Annotated in this window: 20 protein-coding genes; 6 read left to right on the top strand and 14 right to left on the bottom strand. The window is 59.3% G+C overall.

The window, feature by feature from the left end:
- Positions 1-172: 172 nt before the first annotated feature.
- The 9 genes from ACW9JC_RS01955 to ACW9JC_RS01915 all read right to left on the bottom strand — a co-directional run bounded on the left by ACW9JC_RS01955 (position 173) and on the right by ACW9JC_RS01915 (position 9,743).
- The gene (locus tag ACW9JC_RS01955; protein WP_448108168.1) at positions 173-1,240 is read right to left on the bottom strand and encodes an alpha/beta fold hydrolase; all 1,068 of its coding nucleotides are present in this window, start codon (positions 1,238-1,240) and stop codon (positions 173-175) included.
- 183 nt (positions 1,241-1,423) lie between these two features.
- Positions 1,424-1,810 (bottom strand): DUF1850 domain-containing protein, encoded by a 387-nt coding sequence (locus ACW9JC_RS01950; protein ID WP_457453232.1) that lies wholly within the window; start codon positions 1,808-1,810, stop codon positions 1,424-1,426.
- Positions 1,807-3,834 carry a TRAP transporter permease gene (locus ACW9JC_RS01945; protein WP_457453230.1) on the bottom strand — a complete coding sequence of 676 codons (2,028 nt, stop codon included), beginning with the start codon at positions 3,832-3,834 and terminating at the stop codon, positions 1,807-1,809. The genes ACW9JC_RS01950 and ACW9JC_RS01945 overlap by 4 nt, the downstream gene beginning before the upstream one ends.
- Positions 3,835-3,905: 71 nt before the next feature.
- The gene (locus ACW9JC_RS01940; RefSeq protein ID WP_457453228.1) at positions 3,906-4,856 is read right to left on the bottom strand and encodes a TAXI family TRAP transporter solute-binding subunit; all 951 of its coding nucleotides are present in this window, start codon (positions 4,854-4,856) and stop codon (positions 3,906-3,908) included.
- Between the two features lie 84 nt (positions 4,857-4,940).
- Positions 4,941-6,224 (bottom strand): C4-dicarboxylate TRAP transporter large permease protein DctM, encoded by a 1,284-nt coding sequence (dctM, locus tag ACW9JC_RS01935; RefSeq protein WP_457453226.1) that lies wholly within the window; start codon positions 6,222-6,224, stop codon positions 4,941-4,943.
- On the bottom strand, positions 6,221-6,853 hold the full coding sequence (locus ACW9JC_RS01930) for a TRAP transporter small permease (RefSeq protein ID WP_338581309.1): 633 nt from the start codon (positions 6,851-6,853) through the stop codon (positions 6,221-6,223). Before ACW9JC_RS01930 ends, dctM begins: the two co-directional genes overlap by 4 nt.
- A 62-nt stretch (positions 6,854-6,915) precedes the next feature.
- Positions 6,916-7,911 carry a TRAP transporter substrate-binding protein gene (locus ACW9JC_RS01925; protein WP_457453224.1) on the bottom strand — a complete coding sequence of 332 codons (996 nt, stop codon included), beginning with the start codon at positions 7,909-7,911 and terminating at the stop codon, positions 6,916-6,918.
- A 222-nt stretch (positions 7,912-8,133) separates the two neighbouring features.
- A complete protein-coding gene (locus tag ACW9JC_RS01920; RefSeq protein ID WP_457453222.1) occupies positions 8,134-9,177 on the bottom strand; it encodes an LLM class flavin-dependent oxidoreductase in 1,044 nt (347 codons plus the stop codon).
- 80 nt (positions 9,178-9,257) lie between these two features.
- Positions 9,258-9,743, bottom strand: coding sequence for a flavin reductase family protein (locus ACW9JC_RS01915; protein WP_448108165.1), 486 nt, complete (start codon positions 9,741-9,743; stop codon positions 9,258-9,260).
- A gap of 324 nt (positions 9,744-10,067) precedes the next feature.
- On the opposite strand from ACW9JC_RS01915, the gene ACW9JC_RS01910 reads away from it, so the two are divergent.
- The 6 genes from ACW9JC_RS01910 to ACW9JC_RS01885 all read left to right on the top strand — a co-directional run bounded on the left by ACW9JC_RS01910 (position 10,068) and on the right by ACW9JC_RS01885 (position 15,628).
- Entirely contained in the window at positions 10,068-11,474 is a 1,407-nt protein-coding gene (locus ACW9JC_RS01910) for a purine-cytosine permease family protein (RefSeq protein WP_457453220.1), read from the top strand.
- A 259-nt stretch (positions 11,475-11,733) separates the two neighbouring features.
- Complete coding sequence (gene relB, locus ACW9JC_RS01905) at positions 11,734-11,925, top strand: type II toxin-antitoxin system RelB family antitoxin (protein ID WP_338581305.1); 192 nt, start codon at positions 11,734-11,736, stop codon at positions 11,923-11,925.
- Entirely contained in the window at positions 11,915-12,190 is a 276-nt protein-coding gene (locus ACW9JC_RS01900) for a type II toxin-antitoxin system RelE/ParE family toxin (RefSeq protein WP_338581304.1), read from the top strand. Before relB ends, ACW9JC_RS01900 begins: the two co-directional genes overlap by 11 nt.
- A gap of 198 nt (positions 12,191-12,388) precedes the next feature.
- The gene (locus tag ACW9JC_RS01895; RefSeq protein ID WP_457453219.1) at positions 12,389-13,678 is read left to right on the top strand and encodes an NAD(P)/FAD-dependent oxidoreductase; all 1,290 of its coding nucleotides are present in this window, start codon (positions 12,389-12,391) and stop codon (positions 13,676-13,678) included.
- A gap of 25 nt (positions 13,679-13,703) precedes the next feature.
- On the top strand, positions 13,704-14,258 hold the full coding sequence (locus ACW9JC_RS01890; protein ID WP_457453218.1) for a helix-turn-helix domain-containing protein: 555 nt from the start codon (positions 13,704-13,706) through the stop codon (positions 14,256-14,258).
- Between the two features lie 23 nt (positions 14,259-14,281).
- The gene (locus tag ACW9JC_RS01885; RefSeq protein WP_457453216.1) at positions 14,282-15,628 is read left to right on the top strand and encodes a glutamine synthetase family protein; all 1,347 of its coding nucleotides are present in this window, start codon (positions 14,282-14,284) and stop codon (positions 15,626-15,628) included.
- 219 nt (positions 15,629-15,847) lie between these two features.
- On the opposite strand, the gene tssA is transcribed toward ACW9JC_RS01885, so the two are convergent.
- The 5 genes from tssA to ACW9JC_RS01860 form a co-directional block, all read right to left on the bottom strand.
- Positions 15,848-16,942, bottom strand: coding sequence for a type VI secretion system protein TssA (gene tssA, locus ACW9JC_RS01880; RefSeq protein WP_457453215.1), 1,095 nt, complete (start codon positions 16,940-16,942; stop codon positions 15,848-15,850).
- Positions 16,943-17,035: 93 nt separating this feature from the next.
- On the bottom strand, positions 17,036-17,554 hold the full coding sequence (locus tag ACW9JC_RS01875) for an Hcp family type VI secretion system effector (protein WP_034150979.1): 519 nt from the start codon (positions 17,552-17,554) through the stop codon (positions 17,036-17,038).
- A 162-nt stretch (positions 17,555-17,716) separates the two neighbouring features.
- Positions 17,717-20,197, bottom strand: coding sequence for a type VI secretion system membrane subunit TssM (gene tssM, locus ACW9JC_RS01870; RefSeq protein ID WP_457453214.1), 2,481 nt, complete (start codon positions 20,195-20,197; stop codon positions 17,717-17,719).
- Positions 20,194-21,120, bottom strand: coding sequence for a type VI secretion system-associated protein TagF (gene tagF / locus ACW9JC_RS01865; RefSeq protein ID WP_457453213.1), 927 nt, complete (start codon positions 21,118-21,120; stop codon positions 20,194-20,196). The genes tssM and tagF overlap by 4 nt, the downstream gene beginning before the upstream one ends.
- Before the next feature lie 31 nt (positions 21,121-21,151).
- On the bottom strand, positions 21,152-25,024 hold the full coding sequence (locus ACW9JC_RS01860; RefSeq protein ID WP_457453211.1) for a type VI secretion protein IcmF/TssM N-terminal domain-containing protein: 3,873 nt from the start codon (positions 25,022-25,024) through the stop codon (positions 21,152-21,154).
- Positions 25,025-25,039: the final 15 nt, after the last annotated feature.

The raw sequence follows: 25,039 nt of genomic DNA, 5'->3' as shown, positions 1-25,039 counted from the left end.
TTTGAATATGGCGGCAGGATTGAGCACGAGCACGGCTCGAATATATGGCTGTCCGAATATACGGATGTTCATATGTATCGGCAAGCACAGGCTCGGCGCCGCTGTCGGAGGAGAGTAAAAACTGTGAGAGCAAGCATGCTCCCACAGTGTTAACGCTATGCGGACTCAGGGCTCAAAGGTGATCCGCATCGATCACAGCCTTGGCAAACGCCTTCGGGTCTTCCTGCGGCAGGTTGTGGCCAATGCCGCCGCTGATCAGGCGGAACTCGTACTTGCCGGTAAAGCGTTTGGCGTAGTCGTCAGGGTTCGGGTGCGGTGCGCCGTTGGCGTCGCCTTCCATCGTAATGGTCGGCACGCTGATGGACGGCGCCGTCGCCAGTTTCTGTTCCAGGGCGTCATATTTGCTTTCGCCCTGTACCAGCCCCAGACGCCAGCGGTAGTTGAACACGGTGATGTCGACATGATCAGGGTTGCTCAGCGCCTTGGCGCTGCGGTCGAAGGTGGCGTCGTCGAACGCCCATTTCGGCGAAGCCAGTTGCCAGATCAGCTTGGCAAAGTCATGGGTGTTTTTCTCGTACCCGGCGCGGCCACGGTCGGTGGCGAAGTAGAACTGATACCACCACTGCAATTCAGCCTTGGGAGGCAGCGGGTTCTGGCCAGCCGCCTGGTTGCCGATCAGATAGCCGCTGACCGAGACCAGCGCCTTGACCCGCTCCGGCCACAGTGCCGAGACTATGTCGGCCGAACGCGCGCCCCAGTCATAACCGCCGAGCACCGCTTGCTTGATTTTCAGGGCATCCATGAAGTCGATGACATCACTGGCCAGCGCGGCGGGCTGGCCGTTGCGAACGGTTTTGTCAGACAGGAAATGCGTATCGCCGTAACCCCGCGCATACGGCATCAGCACTCGGTAGCCCTTGGCCGCGAGCAAAGGCGCAACTTCGTCATAGCTGTGAATGTCGTACGGCCAGCCGTGCAGAAGAATCACCACCGGACCATCGGCCGGACCGGTTTCGGCGTACGCCACGCTCAGCAGTCCGGCGTTGACATGCTTCAACGGGCCGAACGGAGAGGGCGTCGTATAAGTGGCAGCGGCACTGGTCGCGGCGGGTTGCGCGGCGGCGGTCGTTTGCGCGTGAGCGGTGCCGAGCACGCTGAACAGGGTGAGCGCGAGGATCGATGGGCCAACCAGACGGCGGCGAGTATTGCCGGTGCGGTTGTTCTGCAGTGCCATCTTCATGGTGATGTCTCCGTTGCAAGCCATTGGCCAGGAGGTCTGGCTGATCTCCTTCAAACCTGGCAGGCATTTCAACGCGGTGACGTATCTGAGCTGTGTCCGTATCGACGGCCAGATGAAAGTCTGTGTATCGGGACGGGATCCGGATACGTTGTGATACACAGTGAGCGAACGCAACACGCAGCTTTATCCCGACGGGCAACTCCACAGCTGAATGAAAGGCTGGCTGTCGGTCGGCGGACCGAGCCACTCGCTCATGAAATGGCAGCGGCCATCGAAGCACAATTGGTAGTCACCTGCCTCGGGGGTTCGTCCCAATCGCAGGGGTTGCTGCGCAGGCAGCAGGCGGCGGTAGTGCCAACTGCCGTTTTCCAGTCGAGCGTCTTCCGGGATTTCCATTCCCGCGCCATTGCCGCGGACTCGTGCCTCTCCCAGCACCAGGCCTTGTTGAGTGACGCGGTAATCCTCCTCCCAGCGGATCTTTTCGATGGTGTGGTTCCATGCCAGCGTGAAGTCCGAAACCGGCAGCTGGGCCCAGACCACACCGGCCAGGCCCAGGCACAAGCCGATCATGCGTTGGCCACCCCGGCCAGTCTGGATCTCCAGACGTGCTGGACAATGACCAGTATCCCGAGTGCGAAGCCGATCTCATCGGTCAACGGCAACGCGACAATCAACAATGCACCGGCACCAAGACTCAACAAACGTTCCCAAATGGCCATTTTCTGTTGCAGATATCCGGTGGACGCCATTCCCCAGAGGCCAACAGCCAATACGGTCTTGATCAGCATGTAGGCGGTCATCCACAAGTTGCCGCCTTGCAGCATCAGCGCCGGGTTATAGACGGCCATGAACGGAATGACGAAGCCGGCCAGCGCTATGCGCACCGCCCACAAGCTGATCTTGAATCCGCTCTCCTTGGCGATCGGTGCCGCGGCAAAGCAGGCAAGGGCGACCGGTGGCGTCAGGTCGGCGAGGATGCCGAAATAGAACACGAACATGTGCGACACGATCAGTGGCACGCCCAGTTCCAACAGGGCCGGTGCGGCGATCGAACTGGTGATGATGTAGTTGGGGATGGTTGGAATGCCCATGCCCAGCACCAGGCAGGTGATCATCGTCAATATCAGTGACAGCAGCAGGTTGTCCCGACCGATGGCCAAAATATACCCGGCAAACGTCGAAGCGACCCCCGTGAGTGACACCACGCCGATGATCACGCCGACCAGCGCACAGGCGATCCCCACCGGAACCGCATGGCGTGCACCTTCGACCAGCGCGTGCAGGCAGATGATCAGCGTTTCCCGGCCGCCCTTGATGAACCCGCATATCACCATCAGCACCGCTATGACTGCAAAAATCACGGCGATGCCCAACTGGAAAAAACCGGTGCACAAGACGCCAAGCGCGATCCAGAACGCGCAACGCAGGCCGAAGCCTTGCACCCTGAAAATGATCGCCGAACCGAGTATCACAATGGCGGTCAGTGCCAGGCCGACCATGCCGGAGAACAGTGGGGTGCGTCCGGAAAACAACAGGTAAACCAGCACCAGCAGGGGAATCAGCAAGTACCAGTTTTCCTTTACGGCGCCCAAAGCACTGGGGCATTGGTCTTTGGGCAAGCCCTTGAGGTTGGAGCGCTTGGCCTCCAGATGAACCATCCAGAACACCGAACCGAAGTAGAGGATGGCGGGAATCAACGCCGCCTTGGCGATTTCCACGAAAGGCACGTTGATGGTTTCGGCCATGATGAAGGCAACGGCGCCCATTACCGGAGGCATTATCTGGCTGCCCATGCTCGAAGTGGCCTCGACCCCGCCGGCAAACGCGGCCCGGTAGCCAAAGCGCTTCATCAGCGGAATGGTGAATTGTCCCGTGGTCACGACGTTGGCAATCCCGGAGCCGGTGATGGTCCCCATCAGCGCCGACGAAGCAACGGCCACCTTCGCCGGGCCGCCGAGCTTGTGCCCGAACAATCCCATGGCGAAGTCGGTAAACAGCTTGATCATGCCGGCCTGTTCAAGAAAGGCGCCGAACAGAATGAACAGAAAAATGTAGGTCGCCGAAACGTAGGTCGGCGTCCCGTACAGCCCTTCGGTTCCAAAAGACAGTTGATTGATGATCTGGTCGAAGCCATAGCCGCGATGGGCCAGGTCGCCCGGTAGATATTCGCCGAACAATCCATAGGCCAGGAACAGGCCGCAGATGATTGGCAGTGCAATGCCCATCACGCGTCGGGCGGCTTCGAATACCAGGACGATCAGCAGGACACCTGTCACCGTGTCTGCTGTCGTCAAATCGCCGGAGCGCTGGATCAGGTCAGCTTCGAACACCCATTGATACAACGCGGTGACGATGGCTGCCAGGCTAAGTAGCCAGGCCAGCGGTTGCCAGGGACGAGCCTTGCCGTGAGCGGGGTAACTCAGAAAGACCACCCACAGCAAAAAACCGATGTGTACCGCGCGTAGCACCTGGCTGGAGATGGGTGAAAAGGCCGCGGTGACGATCTGAAAAATCGAAAACAGCAACGCTACGTAAAACAAGGTTTTTGGCCAGTCCCGCGGATTCGCGGAAATGCCGTGATGTTCATCACTCATTGGCTGCCTGCCTCATGACCACACTGGATAGAATTTATGGCGCAGTGGCGGGCCCACTGCGCCTCGTGCGGTTACAGCGCGCCTTTTTCCTTGTAGTAGCGTTCGGCGCCCGGATGCAGCGCGATCGGCAGGTTTTTGGCGGCGCTTTCCAGTTTGATGTCCTTGGCTGCCGAATGTGAGTTACCCAAGCGCGTCAGGTTATCGAACAACAATTTGGTCATCTCATAGGCGACTTCATCGGGCACATCGGCGCGGGTGACCAAAATGTTGGTGATTGCCACCGTCGGCACGGCCTGGTCTTGTCCGTCATAGGTGTTGGCCGGAATCATTGCACTCTGGTAGGCCGGGTTGCCGATCTTCGCGACCACATCGGTCGGGATGGCGATGTAGTTCAATGCCATGACAGAGGACAGGTCGCGAATGGCTGCCATGCCCAATCCGGAAGATTGCAGCGTCGCATCCAGTTGCCGGTTCTTGATCAGTTCGACCGATTCGGCAAAGGGCAGGTATTGCACTTTGCCCATGTCCTCGTACGTCAAACCCGCCGCTTTGAAGATCGCTCGCGCGTTCAGCTCGGTGCCCGACTTGGGTGCACCGACCGAGATGGTTTTGCCTTTGAGATCCGCCAGGGTCTTGATGCCCGATTCCTTGCTGGCCACGATCTGGATGTAATTGGGATAGGCACCGCCAATGGCACGCAATTTGGTCAGCGGCGCTTTGAAACCGGCGTCTTCCACGCCGTTTTTGGCATCGGCAACCGAGTCACCCAGTGCCAGCGCCAGTTCGCCTCGACCGGCTTGCAACAGGTTCAGGTTTTCCACCGAAGCCTTGGTGGCCTGGACTGAAGTCTTCGCGCCCGGGATGCCATCGCTGTAAATCTGCGACAAGCCAACACCAATCGGGTAGTAAACCCCGCTGGTCCCACCGGTCAGGATGTTGATGAACACCGGCGCTGCCTGGGCGGCGGTGGTGAATGCCAGCGTGGCGGCGGCCAACAGGGCAAAGCGTTTTGTCACTCGCATGGGGAACCTCTCCGTCTTGTTATGGCTTTATGCAGAGTGATTCCACTGTAGTAGATCGCGGCGCAGAGCGTGGTGGACGAGACGTCAATTCATGCCCAGCCAGTTCGGCAGCACCAGGGAGATCCACGGCACGTAGGTGATCAGCACCAGGAACAGCAGCAATATCATCAACCAGGGCATGGCCGCTTTGACCGTTGCCGGTAAAGACATGCCGGTCACCGCAGAGGTGACAAACAGGTTAAGGCCCACCGGTGGCGTGATCAGGCCGATCTCGAGGTTGACCACCATGATGATGCCGAGGTGAATCGGGTCGATACCCAGCTTCATGGCGATGGGGAAAAGGATTGGGGCCAGGATCAGGATGATTGCAGACGGCTCCATGAACGCACCGGCAATCAGCAGCACAATGTTGACCACCAGCAGGAAAGTCACGGGCGTCAGGCCTGCGTCAATCACCCAGGCAGTAATCTGTTGCGGGAGCTGTTCAGTGGTCAGGACGTGGGCGAACAGCATGGCGTTGGCAATGATGAACATCAGCATGATGCTCAGCTTGGCGGATTCCAGCAGGACTTTTGGCGTTTCACGAAACGTCAGGTCCTTGTAGACGAACAAGGCGATGAACGCCGAGTAAACGGCCGCCACAGCAGCCGCCTCGGTCGGGGTGAACATCCCGGAATAGATGCCACCCAGGATGATGACCATCAGCAGCAGACCCCATATCGCTTTGCGTGCCGTAGCCAGAAATTCACGCAGTGTCGCGCGTGGCAATGCCGGCAGGTTTTTCTTAACGGCGACGATGTAGATCGCCACCATCAGTGCAGTGCCCAGCAACAGGCCTGGCACCACACCGGCCATGAACAGCTTGCCCACGGAGGTTTCGGTGGCGGCGGCGTAGACCACCATCACGATCGAAGGCGGAATCAGGATGCCCAGAGTCCCGGCGTTGCAGATGATCCCTGCGCCAAAGGCTTGCGGATAACCGGAGCGGACCATGCCGGCAATGGCAATCGAGCCCACCGCAGCCACCGTCGCGGGGCTTGAACCGGAAAGCGCGGCGAACAACATGCACGCCAATACAGCGGCGATGGCCAGGCCGCCGCGAATATGACCGACACAGGCATTGGCAAAGTCGATCAGCCGGCGCGCAACGCCACCGGTGGTCATGAAGGCTCCGGCGAGCAGGAAAAACGGGATCGCCAGCAGTGTGTAATGCTCCGACGTCTCGAACAGTTTGATCGCCAGGGAGCGCACGGAATCGGGGCTGAAAAAAATGATGGTCAGCGAGCCGGCCAGCCCCAGGGAAATGGCGATGGGAACACCGATGAACATCAGGACGAACAGGGCCACGAACAGGAAGGCGATGGTCATGGCTTGTCATCCTCTTGTTCAGTCAGTTTCAGGGCATCGGCGGCTTCGTCGGCCAAGCCCAGGCCGGTCTGGCGGTTGCGCAGGATGCGCACGAGAATTTCGGCGAAGCGAATGAAGACCAGGGCAAACCCCAAGGGGACGATCAGTCCGATGTGCCATTGCATGATTCCGAAGTGGCCCAGGTCTTCAGCGCCGATGCCCGCATTCATCAGGGTCTGAATCCATTCGAAGCTGGCAACGCTGAGCAGTCCCGCGTACGCCAGGCAGCACAGGCAGGCGACGATGCCGATGTATTTCTGCACCGATCGGCTGGCTAGCCTTACCAGTGCATCAACGCCGATATGCCCGGCCGTGCGCACGCCGTAAGCCAGGCCGAAAAAGATCAGCCAGCCAAACAGGGCTTTGGTCAGTGCGGTACTCCAGGTCATGGCCTGAGCCATCCCCATGATCCCGTCGCCGACGGCGAACAACGGGGCGCTCGCACCCTCCCAGCGCTCGGCCAGCCAATAGAAGAGGCTGTAGAGATTGTTGAGAATGACGTAGACGAAGGTGACCAGCGTCATGGCCGCCAGAAGGAAGACAATAAACCCCTCCTCGAAGTGCTCCCAGATCCGCCGAAGTGCTCTCATGGATGGCATCCCCTGTCGAGTGATGATCGGCAGGCACCGCCGCAGCAGTACCTGCCCGGCGATCATTGAGCCTTGTTGGAGGCTTCGGCGGCGGAGATCAGATCAGGACCGATATCAGCTTCAAACATCTTCCAGACCGGCTTCATCGCGTCTCGCCATTGATTACGCTCCTCGGGCGTCAGGGTAATGATTTCGGTGGTCTTGGCCGCAATGATCCGTTCTTTGTCACCCTGGTTCAGTTGCTCCGCTTGCTTGTTCACCTGGGCGGTGACTTCAACGACAATCTTGTCCAGCTCACTGCGCACATCCGGTGGCAAACCGCTCCAGAACTTGGTGTTGGTGATCAGCATGTAGTCCAGTACACCGTGGTTGGATTCAGTGATGAACTTCTGCACTTCGTGCATTTTCTGGCTGTAGATGTTCGAGTAGGGGTTCTCCGCACCGTTGACCACACCGGTCTGCAAACCCTGATACACCTCGGCGAAGCTCATTTTGCGCGGGTTGGCGCGCACGGCCTTGAATTGTTCCTCAAGTACGGCCGACGCTTGCACCCGGAACTTCAGGCCACGGGCATCGGCGGGCACGCGCAGTGCCTTGTTGGCCGACAGTTGCTTCATCCCGTTGTGCCAATAGGCCAGGCCGGTGATGTTTTTGCTTTCCATGGACTTGAGCAGCGCTTGGCCTTGCGGGCTCAGCTGGAAGCGGTTGACTGCGTCGATATTGTCAAAAAGAAAGGGCAGGTCGAACAGTTGCACAGACTTTGTGTACTGCTCGAACTTGGCCAGTGACGGTGCAATCAACTGCACATCGCCCAGCAGCAGGGCTTCCATCTCCTTGCCGTCACCAAACAATGAGGAGTTTGGGTAGACCTCGACCTTGACCTTGCCGGGCAGGCGTTCCTCCACCAGTTTCTTGAAAAGCAACGCCCCTTGGCCTTTGGGCGTCTGTTCGGCTACCACATGTGAGAACTTGATGATCACCGGATCGGCTGCCATGACACTGGTGATGGTGCCCAGGGCAAGGGTGCAGGCGAACGCTTTGCAGATGGACTTGAACATCTGGGGGGATTCCTCTTGTTTTAATTGTTCGTACGGTTCCGTGTTTTAACGCTTGTTCGTACGACGGACAGGAGCAAGTCTAGGCAGAAAATTGCGATTTGCAGGGGAGGGTTGAAGCGGGTTGAAAAAGTGCGGGCAAAACGCCGGGTCGGGCAAGGCCTCAACGCCGGCGTTGTGATGAAGGTGATAGGTGCAGGTGTCGCAAATCGGCCCTTGTGATCCTCAGCGAAACGCTGGCACCACGTGTTTGATGAACAGCTCCAGGGATTTTTTCTTTTCCGCATGGGGCAGGCTGTTATCGCACCAGAAACTGAACTCGTCGACGCCCAGTTCCTGGTAGTACTTGATGCGCGGAATGATCTCTTCCGGCGTACCGATCATCGCGGTCTTGTGCAGGCTCTCCAGTTCGAACTCCGGACGGCCGGCGAATTTCTCTTCCGGACTCGGCGCGAGGAAACCGTTAACCGGGGTTACCTTGTTGCCGAACCAGGCATCGAACGTGCGATAGAACTTCGAGATCGCCTTGGCGCCGACTTGCCAGCCTTCTGGATCGTCAGCGGTGTGCACGTGGGTGTGACGCAGCACCATCAATTGCGGGCGTGGCACGTCGGGGTTGTTGTCGAGGGCCGCCTGGAATTTGTTCTTCAGATCGAGGACTTCTTCATCGCCCTTCATCAGCGGCGTGACCATGACGTTGCAGCCGTTGGCCACGGCGAAGTTGTGCGAGTCCGGGTCGCGTGCGGCGATCCACATCGGCGGGTTCGGCTTCTGGATTGGCTTGGGTACGCTGGTGGATGTCGGGAATTTCCAGATGTCGCCGTCATGGGCGTAGTCGCCTTGCCACAGTGCGCGCACCACCGGGACCATTTCCCGCAGCGCCTGGCCGCCGCTCGATGCGGGCATGCCACCGGCCATGCGGTCGAATTCGACCTGATAAGCGCCGCGCGCCAGACCGACTTCCATGCGCCCGTTGCTGATCACGTCGAGCAACGCGCATTCACCCGCCACCCGGATCGGATGCCAGAACGGCGCGATGATGGTGCCGGCGCCGAGGTGAATGGTGGTGGTCTTGCCCGCCAGGTAGGCCAGCAAAGGCATCGGACTTGGCGAGATGGTGTATTCCATCGAGTGGTGTTCGCCGATCCACACGGTGCTGAAACCGCCGGCCTCGGCCATCAGGGTCAGTTCGGTCAAGTCTTCGAACAACTGACGGTGGCTGACGCTATCGTCCCAACGTTCCATGTGTACGAACAGGGAAAATTTCATGACGCTTTCCTCGGATCTTTTGTTGTTGGCCCGTCGACAGCGGGTCTGTTGATTATTGGAATACCTTATTAAGTATTAGGTCAGGCGAGAACCGGCAGGGCGCCCATCTTGCCGTGGCAGTACACCAGTGGTCCGGCGTTGTGCTGGGGCACGATCAGGTTCTTCACCGCGCCGACCATGATGGCGTGGTCGCCGCCTTCATATTCGCGCCACAGTTCGCATTCGATGACCGCCGTGGCGTTGGCCAGGATCGGGTTGCCTAATTCGCTCAACGTCCACTCGATCCCTTGCGCCTTGTCTTTGCCTTTGCGTGCGAAGGCATAGGCTTCGCTCTGCTGGCCGCCGGACAGCACATGAATGGCAAAGCGTTTGTTCTTGATCAGGACCGGGTAGGAATCGGAGCTGTAGTTGGGGCAGAACAGCACCAGTGCCGGGTCCATGGACAACGAACTGAAGGCGCTGGCGGTGAGACCGACGATCTGGCCGTCGTCATCGAGCGTGGTGATCACGGTTACGCCGGACGGGAACGAGCCCATGACTTGTTTGTAGACGGCGGCATCGATCATTGGTCTGTCCTCGGGTGATGTGACGCGATTCTTATGTGCTTGTAGGTCTGATGGTATACCGTAATACATCGTTTGCAAGATCTTTTTTGATGGACCGATAAACGTAAGGGTTTCGCCGGAAGCTCCATAAATACGGGGCTTTCAGCTATTCAGCGGTGACAGGCACCAGGCGGGATGGCGTAGCAGATGAGCTTCCATACAGCGGATCAGTATTGTGAAAATGTTGGAATACCATAATATGGTTTGCATCTGAGGGGTGGCCAGAGAGTCCCCCCGGTTTGGCTTCATACAAAGATAAGAACAGACAAACTCGAGTTCATGCATATGTCCCAGATGTCCCGGCAAGACCCGTTGATCGAGAATCACACGGTCGACTACGTTCCACTCGCAGAGCGCCACGGGAAGGCTCGCGATCTTTTCACTTTATGGTTCAGCACCAACATCGCGCCACTGCCTATCGTCACCGGCGCCATGGTGGTTCAGGTGTTCCATCTCGATCTGTTCTGGGGTTTGCTGGCGATTGCCCTGGGGCATATGGTCGGCGGACTGGTGATTGCCCTCGCGTCGGCCCAGGGACCACGCATGGGCATTCCGCAAATGGTCCAGAGCCGCGGCCAGTTCGGTCGATATGGCGCGCTGCTGATCGTGTTCTTCGCCGCGCTGATCTACATCGGCTTCTTCATTTCCAACATCGTGCTGGCGGGTAAATCGATCGTCGGTATCGCACCTTCAGTGCCAGTGCCGGCCAGCATCCTGATCGGCGCCCTCAGCGCCACCGCGATCGGCGTGATCGGCTACCGCTTCATTCACACGCTCAACCGCATCGGCACCTGGGTCATGGGCAGTGCGTTGCTCGCCGGGTTCCTCTACATCTTCGCCCATGATCTGCCGGCGGATTTCTTCACCCGCGGCGGTTTCAACCTGTCCGGCTGGCTGGCCACGGTGTCGCTGGGGATCATCTGGCAGATCAGCTTCTCGCCTTATGTCTCGGACTATTCACGTTACCTGCCGGCCGATATCGGCATTACCCGTCCGTTTTTCGCGACCTATCTGGGCGCGACGTTGGGCACGATCCTGTCATTCACCTTCGGTGCGGTAGCGGTACTGGCAACCCCGGAAGGCACCGAAGCGATGGCGGCGGTTAAGCAATCCACCGGTTGGCTGGGGCCGATCCTCATGGTCCTGTTTCTGCTCAACATCATCAGCCACAACGCCTTGAATCTGTATGGCGCCGTGCTGTCGATCATCACCTCGATCCAGACCTTCGCCAGTCAATGGACGCCGAGCATCAAGGTGCGCGTGGTGCTCTCGAGCGTGGTGCTGGCAGGCTGCTGTGTGGTGGCGTTGGGCGCGTCGGCGGATTTCATCTCGCAGTTCATCGGGCTGATTCTGGCGCTGTTGCTGGTGCTGGTGCCGTGGGCGTCGATCAACCTGATCGATTTCTATGTGATTAAACGCGGCCACTACGACATCGCCTCGATCTTCCGCGCTGATGGCGGGATCTACGGACGCTTCAACCTGCATGCGATCGTCGCGTATTTCATCGGCATCATCGTGCAGCTGCCGTTCGCCAACACTTCGTTGTATGTCGGGCCGTACGCCAATCTGGTCGAAGGCGCGGACCTGTCCTGGCTGGTGGGGTTGGTGGTGACTTGTCCGTTGTATTACTGCCTGGCGACGCGGGGGCAGGGGCAGGAAAAACGGGCGGCGAAACTGGGTTTCACCGACTAGCACAACTCGTTGTGTGTTTACTGAAATGCCCGGCACTTTGTCCGGGCATTTTTGTTTGCTGGTACGCGTAGGTGAATTCTTAGGGCGATCGCGGAATTTTCTGACGCTTTTTTAGGGTTGGCGGTCGGAAATGCGGCGTTTAGGATTTGGCTTGTCTGAAGTAACCATGCCATATCCAGCGGGCTGTACTTCATCCAGGCAACAACGACAACGAGCCACATACCGAATAGACTCCAACACATTGATTCCGGAGGTCACCATGAGCGCCGAACGTTCCCCCATCGTTTCCGAGTTTGAAACCGAAGAACAGGCCGCCAGCTATGACCGTTGGTTCCGTGCCAAGGTACAGGCTTCACTGGATGATCCGCGTCCAAATGTTCCGCACGATCAAGTGATGGCTGAAATGCGAGCCCTGATCGAATCGAAGCGCAAAAAACGGGATGCTGGTTGAGTGGCGGCCCGAAGCAAGGGCTGAACTTTGGCAAATCCTTAATTATATTGGCGATCGTCACGTTGTAGCGGCCAGCGACCTGGGGCAGGCCATCGAGATGGTTACATCGGTTCTCCCAGAACACCCCTATCTGTATCGATTCGGTCGAGTGCCCGGTACTCGGGAAATTGTTGTGCACCCCAACTACCTGGTGGTCTATCGAGTGACGGACCGAATAGAGATCGTGAGTGTGTTGCATGCTCGCCAGGAATATCCCCTAACTTGAACTCCTCAGGAGTCGAGCACGCATCGAAGCCTCATCATTTTATTGTTGGAAGCGTTGTGCGCAATAAGCAGCAACAGCGTTGCTTTTGGCATCGGCTGATCGGACTAAAACGCGCTTTCGTCTCTGAAACATTGCCTGCGTGAAAATCATCGTGTATTTTTTCATGAAATTAAAACTATAAAATTTCATGGAGCCGGAATGTTTCAGCAATCCACGCAGCATGTCGCCAGCTACTACGCCCATACCTGCGCCGATCGCCTGGTCAATCGGCCGCCACTGGAAGGCGAGCAGGACACCGAAGTGCTGATCATCGGCGCCGGCTTCAGCGGTTTGCACACGGCACTGCGCCTGGCGCTGGCCGGCAAGCGCGTGACATTGCTGGAAGCCAGTCGGGTGGCGTGGGCGGCTTCGGGGCGTAACGGTGGGCAGGCCATTCTGGGTTGGTCGTGTGACATGCCGCCGCTGGAAGCTGCACTGGGTTATGAGCGCGCGCGGCGGCTGTGGGACGGGATGCGTTGGGCGGCGCGGGAATTGCGTGAACTGCCTGCGCGTCATGGTTTCGATTGCGACTATCGGTCCGGCCACCTCTGGACGTCGGTGATGCCGCGACGGGTCAGCCTGCTGACGGAATGGCAACACGAGGCCAGCCACAAATGGGGTCACGACGCTTTGCAGTTCATCCCGCGCGAGCAACTGCCGGAGTGGGTCGCCAGCGAGCGTTATCAGGCCGGGTTGTTCGATCCTGAAGGCGGGCACTTGAATCCGCTGAAACTGGCGCTCGGTCTGGCCGCCGCCATTGAGCGGGCCGGGGGCGTGATTCATGAACAAAGCAAAGCACTGAATTATCACGAGGACGGCAACGGTTACGTGGTCACCACTGAACGCGGTCGCATTCGCGCCGACGTGTTGGTGCTGGCGTGCAACGCTTACCTTGATCGGCTCGACCCGCAGCTATCGAGTTGCGTGTTGCCGGTTGGCACTTATCAGGTGTCCACCGCGCCGCTTTCCGAAGCGCAGGCCACTGCGTTGCTGCCGAGCAATGTGTGCGTCACCGATAACCAGTTCGTGCTCGATTATTTCCGCCGCACACCGGACAACCGGCTGCTGTTCGGCGGTGGTTGCACGTATCTGGGCGGGATGCCGAAAGACATCGCCGGCGCAACCCGGCCGTGCCTGGAGCGGGTGTTTCCGCAATTGAAAGGCGTCGAGCTGGAGTTCGCCTGGGGCGGTCACATCGACCTGACCCTCAAGCGCACGCCGGACATCGGTCGACGTGGCGATTTGTACTGGCTACAGGGTTACTCCGGTCACGGCGTACTGCCGACCCTCGCCGGGGCGCGGGCAGTCGGCGATGCGATTCTCGGTCAGCCGGATGAATTGGCGTTGTACCAAGGGTTGAGCAACGGCAGCTTTCCCGGCGGCAAGTACATGGCGGCGCCACTGGAAGCCATCGGCAAAGCCTGGTATCGGCTGCGCGACAGCATTTGAAGCAGCAATTTCTGGAAGCCTTTAGATGGACATGCAAGAAGAGATTTCGGCGCTGGCGATCCTGATCCAGGACCTGCGCAAGCACAAGAAATACACCCTCAAGGAACTGGCGGACAAAATCGGCCGGTCCGTGGGGTTCCTGTCGCAGGTCGAGCGCGGTTTGTCCCGCCCGACGGTGGCGGACCTGACCGCCATCAGCGAAACCCTCGGCGTGCCGACCACCTACTTCTACAGCCTGCCCAAACCCAAGGCCCTGCCGTGGGTGACCCGTCCGGACGAGCGCCGCACCCTGTACTACGCCGACGGCATCACCGACATCATGGTCTCGCCGAAAATGCGCGCGTCTTTTTCGATGCTGGAAAGTCAGCTCGAACCCGGCGCCAGCAGTGGCGACCGGCACATGAAAGACAGCTCGGAGCAGGGCGGCTATGTCCTCGAAGGGGAATTGACGCTGTGGCTGGATGACGATGAGCCGGTGACCCTGCGTGCCGGCGACAGCTTTCAACTGGCCAGTCATGCCCATTGCCGCTACGGCAATCTGTCCGATCAACTCACCCGCGTGCTTTGGGTTTACACCTGATAAAAACAACAAGGAACAAAATGATGGATGCTGTGTGCTCTGATCTGCTGGCCGAAGTGCGTGGGTTTCGTCAGCGCTACCCCGATGTGCGCTACGTCGACCTGATTTCCCTGGACATTCCCGGGCATTTCTACGGCAAGCGCTACCCGATCGAAATGCTCGAAAAAGTCGCCGCCGGCAGTGCGCTCAAGTTGCCGCAAAACTGTGTGTTGCTCGGCACTCAGGGCGGGCTGTTCAAGATCGGCGACTACTGTTTCAACGATGGTGATCCCGATGCTTTGCGTCGCCTGGTGCCCGGCACGCTGAAACTGGTGAGCTGGGAGAAACAGCCGTTGGGGCAAATGTTGATTACCTCGGACGGCACAGCAAAACCGATCGAATTCGAACCGCGCGAGGTGTTGGCGCAAGTGCTGGCGCGGCTGGGCCGCAAAGGCATTTTTCCGGTGGTGGCGTTCGAGCTGGAGTTCTATCTGTTCGACAGCCAGTTGCGTGATGGTTTGCCGCAGTTTGCCCGCGATCCGCTGACGGGCGATGCCGATGATCAACCGAACATGCACATCGAGCGTCTGTCGCGGTTTGCCCCGGTGCTCGATGAAATGGTCGAGACCGCCCGGGCGCAAGGTATCGATGCCACAGTGATCACCGCCGAGTTGGGGCCTGGTCAGTTTGAGATCAATTTCGGCCATCTGGATGACGGCCTGCGCGCCGCCGATTGGGCCGCCCTGTTTTGCCGCAGCACCCGTGGTGTAGCGCTCAAGCACAACTACCGCGCCAGCTTCATGGCCAAACCTTACTTGCAGCACCCCGGCAGCGGCATGCATGTGCACGTGAGCCTTTACGACGAAGCGGGCAACAACTTGCTGGCGGCGAACGGGCAACAAGCGCTGCGCCATGCAGTCGCGGGTTGCCTGGATGTGTTGCCGCACTGCATGCCGATCTTCGCGCCGAACCACAACGCGATGCGTCGCTTGAGCGGTACGGTAAACGTCGCCTCGCGGGCCAGTTGGGGCTTTGAGGATCGAGATGCCTGCCTGCGAGTGCCGGAGTCGGACGCGAAAAACCTGCGAATCGAACATCGCCTCGCTGGTGCCGATGCCAACCCTTACCTGGTGCTTGCCGCAATTCTGGTAGGGCTGGAGCAAGGGCTGGAACGCGGTCGCGAACCGATTGCGCCGCTCAACGAAGACCGCAGCAGCGGCATCGACTTCCCGCTGGAAATGCTTGAGGCCGTGCAGTCGATGCAAGGCAATCCGCAGTTGCGCGAAGGACTGGGCGCGGAGTTCGTTGATGTGTATTGCGAGAACAAGCGTCAGGACCACCTGGCCTTCTTGCACGACATCAGCGCGCGGGAATACCGCTGGTTCCTGTAGTTAAAGAGGTTTCGAGGTTAACCTTAAAAAATATCTGGATATTTAAAGGCTTAGAGAATTTAGTAACTGACTGGTTAAATAAAATATCTTGTTACAGCGCGAAACATTGCGTAATATCCGCGCCGCGTTCACCACCACGGTTTATGCATTTTTAAGTCCCGGGCGTCCATCAGCTGCCCGGGATTTTTTTTGCCTGAGATTTCTGCGTCCATCAGCTCATCAGGACTTCGCTTCCTTGGTGCCCAGCACATCGCGAATGTTGTCCACGACATTGCTGTCCTTGATCACATCGTTGAGCCAGCCTTCGAGCGGCATGTTGCCCCATTTGATCGCACGTTCGATCAGGTAGGGGACGGGGCTTTGCGGCTCGGTCTGCTTGAAGAATTGTGCGATACCCGCCAGCAGGGTGAACGCCTCGTCGCGAGTCTGGGGCGTGGTGCGCAGCGGCGTGACGGGAATGTCTTGCTGGGTCTGGGTCATTGCAGCACCTGTAGGTTGTGCGCCAGCGCTTTCGGCGGCCGGGGTTGCAGCGACAGGGGCCGGATGCAGTTCTATCCCCCGATCTTTAAGCAGCTTCTCGGCCAATTGGCCTGCACGGGACAGCACGTCATGCAGCCCGGCAAAGCTCGGTGCGTCAGGGCCGAACAGCCTGTCAGCGGTGCTTTGCAATTGCTGGCAGGCGTTGAGGCTGGCGGCGATTTCGCTGGCTTTGCGGCGCAGGTGATCGGAGTCGGTAAGCACCACCGAACGCTGAAAGACCTCAGCGTTGATCTTGCCTTCGTCCAGGGCTGCACGCATGGCCTGAGGGCTTTGCAGTGCCAGGTTTTCGACATGCCTGGACTCGTCGTAGCGGAGCAGACCGTATTGCTGGCCTTGGGTAATGGGCAGTCCGCCCACGACATCGGCCAAGGTGGTTTTCATCCACGCCAAACGGGCCGCGCGTTCATCGACGCCGTCTTCGAGGGAGGGGAAGAGGCCGCCCCAGAAAGTATCCAGAATGCGTTCGGCCAGCGTCAGGCCAAAAGTGATACCGCTGAAATGATGCTGGTGCGCCAGCCCTTCGCTGAGCCAGGCGACCAGCATCAGGTCCTTGCTCTGTCGAGCCAGGCCTTGTGCCGCCAGGGTGATGGTCAGGTCCCAGTCAGAGGACTTCAGATCCGTTTGCCAGTCACCCTGGGTCAAATAATCGGGGTCTGCTCGCCGCGCTTCTTTCACCTGATCGAACAAGGCGGAAAAGCTCAAGTCTTCGCCGCTCCCCTCATTGATGGGCGCGGTCAGTTCGGCCAGCGAAAGGTCGTTGAGAAATTCAGACATAGGTAACTCTGATCAAAATAAAAGAACACCGTACCCGCCCGGCGGGCACGGTGCTGAAAACGAGCCGCCGGGCGGCCCGTCATTGCCACGGTGTTATGCGAAAACCTTGTTGGCAGTACGATCCCAACCGCCGGTGACGTTGCCGCCGCCCTGGCCATCGGCACGGCTCTGCTGGGTGTAGGTGGTTTTGATGCGGGCAAAGTTGAAGCTGATTTCTTCGATCGGCAGGTCGCCAACCGATTTGTCTTCGCCGTTCTGGCTGCCACCGGCGACCGCTTTGACCGACGACACCACGACTTCTTCCAGGTTGATGGTCAGGTAGGTCACCTTGTCACCACCAGCGCGGTTCACATTCAGTTGGATCTTGGCGATGTGCGTGCCTTTGCAGCAGGCTTCGAACAGCTTGGCAGAAGCCTTGTCCACGGCTTTGCGGATGCTGAAATCGCTCAGCGCGACACGCTCCGACGAAGCACCGCCCGACGAGCTGGCAGTCGCGGAAGTGGCCTGAGTAGCGCCGTACTCGTAGCCCAGCACTTCGATCCAATCCTTGTGTTTGTCGTCCAGTACTTCACCTGGAATGCCGTCGATCTGGATGTATGCGTCAAATGCCATTTCTAATTTCTCCTTACCTTCATTTAAAGGGATGTATCTGCAAACAGATCGCAGCCCTTCGTTTTAACCTCTTTGAAACGATCAAGAGAGGTGTGTTACGGCAGCCTCGGCCCACTTCGAGATGACCCAGGCACCGAATTTTCTATAACCGGCGCAGGCTTCTCAGTTGAGTGCCCGCACTTCGATTTCTACCCGTCGGTTAGGTTCCAGGCAGTGAATCAGCTGCGCCCTTGGCTGCTGCATATCGCACTTGACCAAAGGCTTGGTGCTGCCTTCGCCGACCGCTTCTACCAGCTCGCCGGGGACACCTTTGCCCACCAGATAAGTCCTGATGGTTTGTGCCCGTTGTTTGGAAACCTGCAGGTTGCCTTGTGGGTCGCCGAGTTGATCGGCGTGCCCGGCGATGATGATTTTCCCGATGTTGGGGGTGCTGAGCAGCTTGCCGGCAATCGCGCTAAGCTGGCTTTGACCCTCGGTCTTGAGGCTCTGGAAATCGGCACGGGCAAAGGCGAACAGGGTGTCCGACTCCAGCGTGATGGTCTCGATCGAACGCAACGATTGGGTCAGCAAACTGTTGATGTAGTTGCGCGAGCTGGAGATCAGGAACGCGTTATCGAGAATCCGCGGCACGTCCGGCTCGTGAATCTGATCACTGTAGAAATTGATCTGGCGGCTGGCGAATTCATAGTCCTGGTTACTGGTGGCAGCAGCGGCACTGCCGACCTGGCGGGCAATCGCCGGATACCAGTAATCCGGGATTTTCGCTTTCAGGAATGCCGGGTCGGCCTTTTCCCGTTGCGCACGCGACAGCATGACGTAAGTGTCCAGCGTTGCCTTGCCAAAGGCGGCAATGGATTGTGCGCGGTTGTCGTTGGGCAGCGCCTTGGGCTCGACACTGTCCACGCCTGTCACCGGCATCAACTCTTTGGCGTTGCGCTGATAGACCTTGAGCGTAGTCAGCAGATACAACGAGCGGGTCAGGTTGTCGGCCGTGGGTTTGAGCATCACGGTTTCGAGTCGGTCGAAATACTGGCTGCGCACCATTGGCTCTACCTTGTGACCCTGGTAAAGCCCGAGGCGCATGCGCAACGGCACACCTTCGTCGTGATGCTGCGCGTAGTAATGCGCGGTCCAGAACCGCAGGCGATCCAATGTTTGCCAATCTGTGTATTGGCCGCTGGCCGAATGATCGTCGACGCCTGCCTGGGTCAGCTCTGCCGTGATGTTTTGCAGGGTGTTCTTGTTATTGATGTACGACCAGCCGAGCAGGCTGCACAGCAGCACCGCCACCAGCCCGGCGCCGCCGATCCATGCCGCCTTGCGCCGACGTTCGCGGTGGTTGGTGGTGTACAGCGCGACTAAATGTTGGTCAGGAATGATGACTTTGCGAAACAGGCTGTTGATGAACAACGGGCGCGGTTGCGCGTTGCCGCTGGCGATCTCCAGATCCCGTTCGAGCGAGAAACGCTCTGTCACCTGGCGCGCGTGCCCACCCATTTCCGGCTGGTCGGCATCCAGGGCACTAGTGAAATAAAAGCCGCGTAGCAGTTCTGCATTTTGATAAGGATTGGCCCGCAGCAGCGCATCGACGAACAGTTGCAACCGTGGTTTGAGTGCCGCCAGTTCCAGCGGGAAGCGGTACACCGCCGAATCCTGTCGGGTGATCTGGATGTCCTGCGTGACCAATTGCTGGCTCGCCACCTGTTGCCAGTAGGTGACCAGTTCATCCATTGCGACGCCGAAGCGCTGGCCCCAATCAGCCTGCTCGTAACCTTTGTGGGAAAAGGTCTTGCCCATGACTTCGCCGCGCGCGGTTTCATCAAGTTGGCGATAGAAGGGTGCGAAGCCCGGCACCAGGTCGCACTTGGTGAACACCAGATACACCGGCAAACGCACTTCGAGCAGGGCATGGGTTTCCTGAATGCGTTCGCGCAGGCGCTTGGCGATACGCTCCTGATCTTCCAGCGAGGATTGCAGGATGTCGTGGATGCTGACGGTGACGATCAGGCCATTGAGTGGACGGCGCTGGCGATGCTGGCGCAGCAATTGAAGGAAGGCCCGCCATTTGCCGGCCTCTTCCTGGTTGTTCATGTAGCGGCCGGCGGTGTCCAGCAGGACTGCTTCGGAGCTGAAAAACCAGTCGCAGTTGCGCGTGCCACCCAGGCCTGCGACCCGCACGCCTTCGCGCTCGGCGTAGGGGAAATTGAGGCCCGACTGGTAGAGCATGGTGCTCTTGCCCGCCGCCGGCTGCCCGACCACCAGGTACCAGGGCAGGGCGTACAGCGCATCCTTGGGGTTGCTGCCTCGGGGCTTGTTGCTGTGCAGGCGTTCGATGCTCTGCAACAGCCGCTCACGCAACAGGCTGACCTCTTCGCGATCCGCCGGGCTCGCGTTCAGCACCGCTTGATCGGCATCGTCGCGCAGCAGCCCTTCGAGGTTGTGATGGCGTGACACGCCACGATAGAGCAGCAGCACATAGCCTGCCGACAGCACCAGGAATACGCCGATGCCGGTCAGCAGGCTGTTGAGCGAACTGAAATCAAACGCACGGCCGATGCCCCACACCACGAAGATCGTGAGGAAAAAGCACACCCCCAGAATGTAGGGTTGATAGCGCAAGAAGTAGTACTTGATCTTGTTCATACAGGCTTCGAATCCAGGGCATCGACAAAACGGTCGATAACGTCACCCAGAGGGCGGTCGATTTCGGGAAAGGCGTGTTGGCGGTGGTGCTCGTCGAAGGCATCGAAAGACGCCAGCACGTCGTAGCTTTGCGAGCGGTCACTAATGCCCGTCAGCACGCGGTAGGCATCGCTGGTTTGGCGTGAGGCGAAGCAGATCAGCCGGGGGCGCATGAAGTCGTCGGCCAGCAGACTGATCTGCGGCACCGCGCGTTCCGGGGTCATTTGCGTCAGCCAGGTGACCCACAAATCAGCAGTCGGATTCTTCAGGCCTCGTTCCGCCGGCAGGGGCAGGGCGATGCCGATTGGCGTCGTGTGCGCCAGGTGCCTTCTGAGGGCGTGAAGCCGGGTAAGCGCGGCGTTGGTGACGAATTCCGGGTAGGCGCCCTGGAGCGCGCTACTGATATCGCGCAGGTTGAAGTTCACCAGGAACTTGTCATGTACGCGCCGGAACAACTCGAAGTCCTGGCCTTGCAACGGACGCAGGGCCTTGATGCGATCGAACAGCACCGAGGTGCTTTCACCCTGGACGGCCATGTGCAGCAGAGGCCTGATCTGGCCACTGAACAGTTCGCCAAGGGTGAACGGATTGACCAGAGGCTCGGCTTCGCTGGCCTTGAGCGTCTGGAAAATGAAAAACGGATAGCGTCGCCCACTCGAATCTTTCGAGCTGATCATCCCACCCAGCAACCAATTGCCGCTGCGCGCGCGATAGCTGAAAAAACACACCGGCAACGTGTCGAACAGCTCGCGCCAGTCTTCGCGGTGCTGCAAGGCGGCCAGCGCGCCTTGGAGCCAGCCGTCGAACTCGCAGACGTCGTCGCCTGCACCTTGCAGGCTGACGAAGTCCGGGCTCGATGGGACTTTTCCGAAACAGCCGATCATTGGCCGGTTCCCTGATTCAAGGTGCGGCGACTCACAGCGGACGACCTTCTTTGGCGTTCAGTGCGCTCAAGGCTTTGACGTTGGCCAAGTCCGTCAGTTTGACGCCGCCGTAGTTGCGCACGGCGAGGCTGACCGGGCCGCTGCTGGTGTTCCAGCTGAAGCGTTGCTGGATACCGTCCAGATCGCTGACCCGTGCGCTGTCGTTCATGCGCAGCAGGCCCCAACGGCCTGGGTAGTCGAATACCGTGATGCGTTCGCCGCTCAGTGTCACCACATCCAGTCGTGCGCCCGGCGTGGTGGTGGTGCCCGGCCACGAGAAACGGCTCCAACTGGTCTTGCCGTTGCGGTAGTGCTGCACCTGGCCATCGAGAGTGAAGATGATGTCGGTGAGACTGGCCGCAGGTTCGAGCATGATCTCGAAACCGTTGTCGCGGTCCGACAGGCTGGCAATCACCTGGCCCAACGAGCTGGCCTTGTCGATGCTGTTGACCATGTTCGGATTGACCAGCGGTGTTGCCTTGCTGTCGCTGCTCATCCCCAGGCCTTCACCACCGGACAGGTTGCCGATTTCGTTACGCTTGAAGTTCGGCAACAGCCCGGATTCCGGGTCGACGAAACGTTGCAGGTCCTTGACCGAGGCTTCGTTGCGACTACCGGGTGCAATGGGGTAACGGTGCGCCATGACCTGTTCCCATGGCTTGGCAATCTGCTGTGCCCAAGCCTTGGCAATCTGTTGGCCGGCCGGGTCGCGCAGGGTTTCCCAGGCAAACTGGATCGGCAGGCTGAACAAGCCCTGCAATGAAGAGGACAGGCCGCCCTGGCTGGTATCGACGGTGGTCTCGACATAGTTGCGCACGCTGGTCACTTCGCTCGGCAGCCCTTCGAGGGTTTCGCTGATCAGCTGCTTGCTGCTCTTGCCAACGTCCTGGGAGCGCTGGATGTTGTTCATCCGCACCTTGAGTTTGCGCAACGCCGCCAGGTAACGATCCATGATCGTGCTGTCGGCGCCTTCGGCGTTTTGCACGGCAAACACCCGCGACACTGGCTCGAAGCGTTTCGCCAGGCTGCCGTCGTCGACCGCCGGCAAAGGCGAAATCAGCGTGCTCGGTGAGGCGTTCTTGCCGTCAAAAATGCCGGTGACGCTGCTCCAGAATCCGTCCTCAGGCTTGATGCCCGCTTGCAGGGTTTCGCGGGGGGCAGGGACATCCCATTGGGTATTGTCGTTGACCGCCGCCAAGAGAATTTTCACTGGCGAGTTTTGTACGTCGCTGAGCAGCGACAGCTGTTGGGTTGCGTTGGCCATGTCGGTGAAATGGCGCACGCCGACGCTGTCGATCAGGGTGTACCAGGCTTGCGTGTAGTCGCGCTTGTAGCGCGTCATGAACTCACGGATGAAGTTGGCTTTTTGCACAATGCTGTCGGCGCCTTCACCGTCCAGTACCCAGTCCGATTCGTTCTGCAGGTTGCCCGACACCAGTTTGATCAGCTCCGGCCTGACGAACTGTTCCCAGCCCTGACGGGTGAAAATCGCTGGAACCGCTTCGGTGCCGTAGAGCAACTGACGGCCCGGCAATGGCACCAGATCACTCAGGCCGACGGCCGGGAATTGGCGACTGGATTCCAGTTGCAGGCGCAGGTATTCGCGATCGACCAGCGAGCTGGAAATCATGAAGGACTTGAGGCTGTTGCGGGTTTCGCTGATGAGTTGTTCGTTGCGCGACAACGTCGGCGCCTGACCACTCTTGAGCAATTGCACATACACCGGCGCGTTGTCCGCAATCACCGCGCTGCTGACAGCGTTGTCGGCGCTGGCGGTATTGGCCCAAGCCAGCGGCAACGCAGCCGCCACGAACTCTGCATCCGGATGGGTGGCGGGTTGGGTCAGCATCAGGTAGAGCTTGAGTGCGTTGTAAGACTCGATGATCGAAGCGACCTGGCGCTCATCCAGTCGGCCGAGCATTTCTTCGGACAACGAAAGCCCGCCGGTTGTCGCCGACAGTTCTGCGGCATCGCTCGCCGTGGCCGGGTTGCGCAACGCGGTCAGGGCTTCGCCGCGAGCCTTGTTGGCGGCCCCACGGGCTGCACCGTTCAGGCGACCGGCAACATCAGCGGTGCTGCGTGGCACGTTGTTCAAGCGGATCGGCAGTTTCTGCCCCTGCAGACGGGTTTTGGCGGAGCCGGCCTTGGACGTTGCGGGCGCAAAGGTGTTTTGCGGGTCCATGGTCTTGGCGAACTCGTTGAACGCGCGCATCTGCAACTGCAATTGCAGGGTGATCGGTTCCAGCGCCTGAGTGCGCAGTTGCTGCAAATAGGCGGTCTGGGCGACACGGTAAATGTCGTCACCACGGTAAAGGCCGGCGCCGAGTTGCAGCGGCACGCCTTTGGCGCGGTGTTTCTCGATAGCCGTGAGTTGATCGCGCAGCAGTTCCAGGCCTTGCCCTGATGCGAGTAACCGCGCGCTGTCCGGCGACTGTTGCAGTTCGGTCAATTGCTCGCGCAGCGTGGCCAGCCACTGACGGTTGTTCTGGAACGACAGGGCTTGCCAGCCGATGAACGCGACACCGGCCAGGACCGCCAGGCCCAGCAGGGCAGGGCTGGCGGATTTGTTCTTGCCGAAACGCGACTGGTAAAGCGTCAGGTCGCGATCCGGGAAAATCACTCGACGGAACGTGTCGGTGATGAAGTAGCTGCGGTCGCTGATTTTGCGGCCGGTGCTTGGCTCCGGTTGTTCGTGCTCCGGTTGCAGGGCGAACGACTCTGCCAGATCGTCTTCATACACCTGGCTCAGTTGCTGGTCGGTCTGTAAGGCGCTGGTGAAATACAGCCCGCGCAGCAACAGTGGCGCGCCGCTGCGACGAGTCTCGGCGAAGTGCTGGAGAAACTGTTCCAGCACGCCCGACAGCTCGGCGAAATAGTTCGGGAAGTTCAGCAATGCGCTGTTGGCATCGGCGCCCAACGCAATCATCTGGGCATCGACGTGACGACGAATATGGCTGTGCAAATTGGCCAGTTTGGCATCCAGCACCGGGCGCAGGCCCTGGTTGCGGATCTCGGACAAACCGAAGGTCATGCCAAGCGGTTGCTGGCGCTCGTTCAGGTCGAGGCCTTCGAACGCCTGGCTGAAGCCCGGCAGTTGGTCGGTCTTGCTCAGCATCAGGTAGATCGGTGGATTGGCTTCCAGGCAATCGTTGTACTCCTCGATGCGCGACACCAGTTGTGCGGCGAGTTCGTTGCGCTCGGCCGCGCTGCACGCCAGCAGTTCAGGCAGGCTCACCACCAACACCAGACCATTGACGGCGGCTTTGTTGCGCTGCTTTTTCAGCATGCGCAGGAACGCCGCGAACTCGCTGGCCGATGGGTCGTCGCGCAGGTAACGGCCGGCCGTATCGATCATCACGGCCTCGGGGCTGAAATACCAATCGCAATGCTGGGTGCCGCTTTCGGTGTCGTTGGCGCTGCTGGCAATGCTAGCGGACAGGCCGGAGCGGGTCAGCAACGAGGTCTTGCCCGCCGCCGACATGCCGATCACCAGGTACCACGGCAAATCGTAAAGTGCCGACGAACCACCGCCACCGGCCGAACGGTCGGCGCGCAGCATCGCAATGGCGTGCTTGAGGCGTTCGCGCAGCACTTGCTGATCGCGGAACTCGCCGGTGGATTTGAGCGAACGATCGACTTCGATCTGCACCAGGTTTTCAAGGTTGTGTTCTGCACGGATACGCTTGTACTGACGCAGCACAATGATCAGCAGGTAGAAGGCGCTGACGATCGCCATGGCCTCCAGCGCATAACCGCGCAGCCAGCTCACGTGCGGGGCCACGAACCAGCAGACCGCCAGGCTTGCCAGCCACAGGACGGGGACGAGGAACCAAAAACTCTTCAACAAACGCAATAATGTCTTCATGTCTTCCTGACTCGG

It is taken from the genome of Pseudomonas sp. SDO5591_S426 (assembly GCF_054070755.1).
The sequence above is the reverse complement of the archived record's forward strand: the minus strand, read 5'-3'. Positions and strand labels throughout refer to the sequence as shown.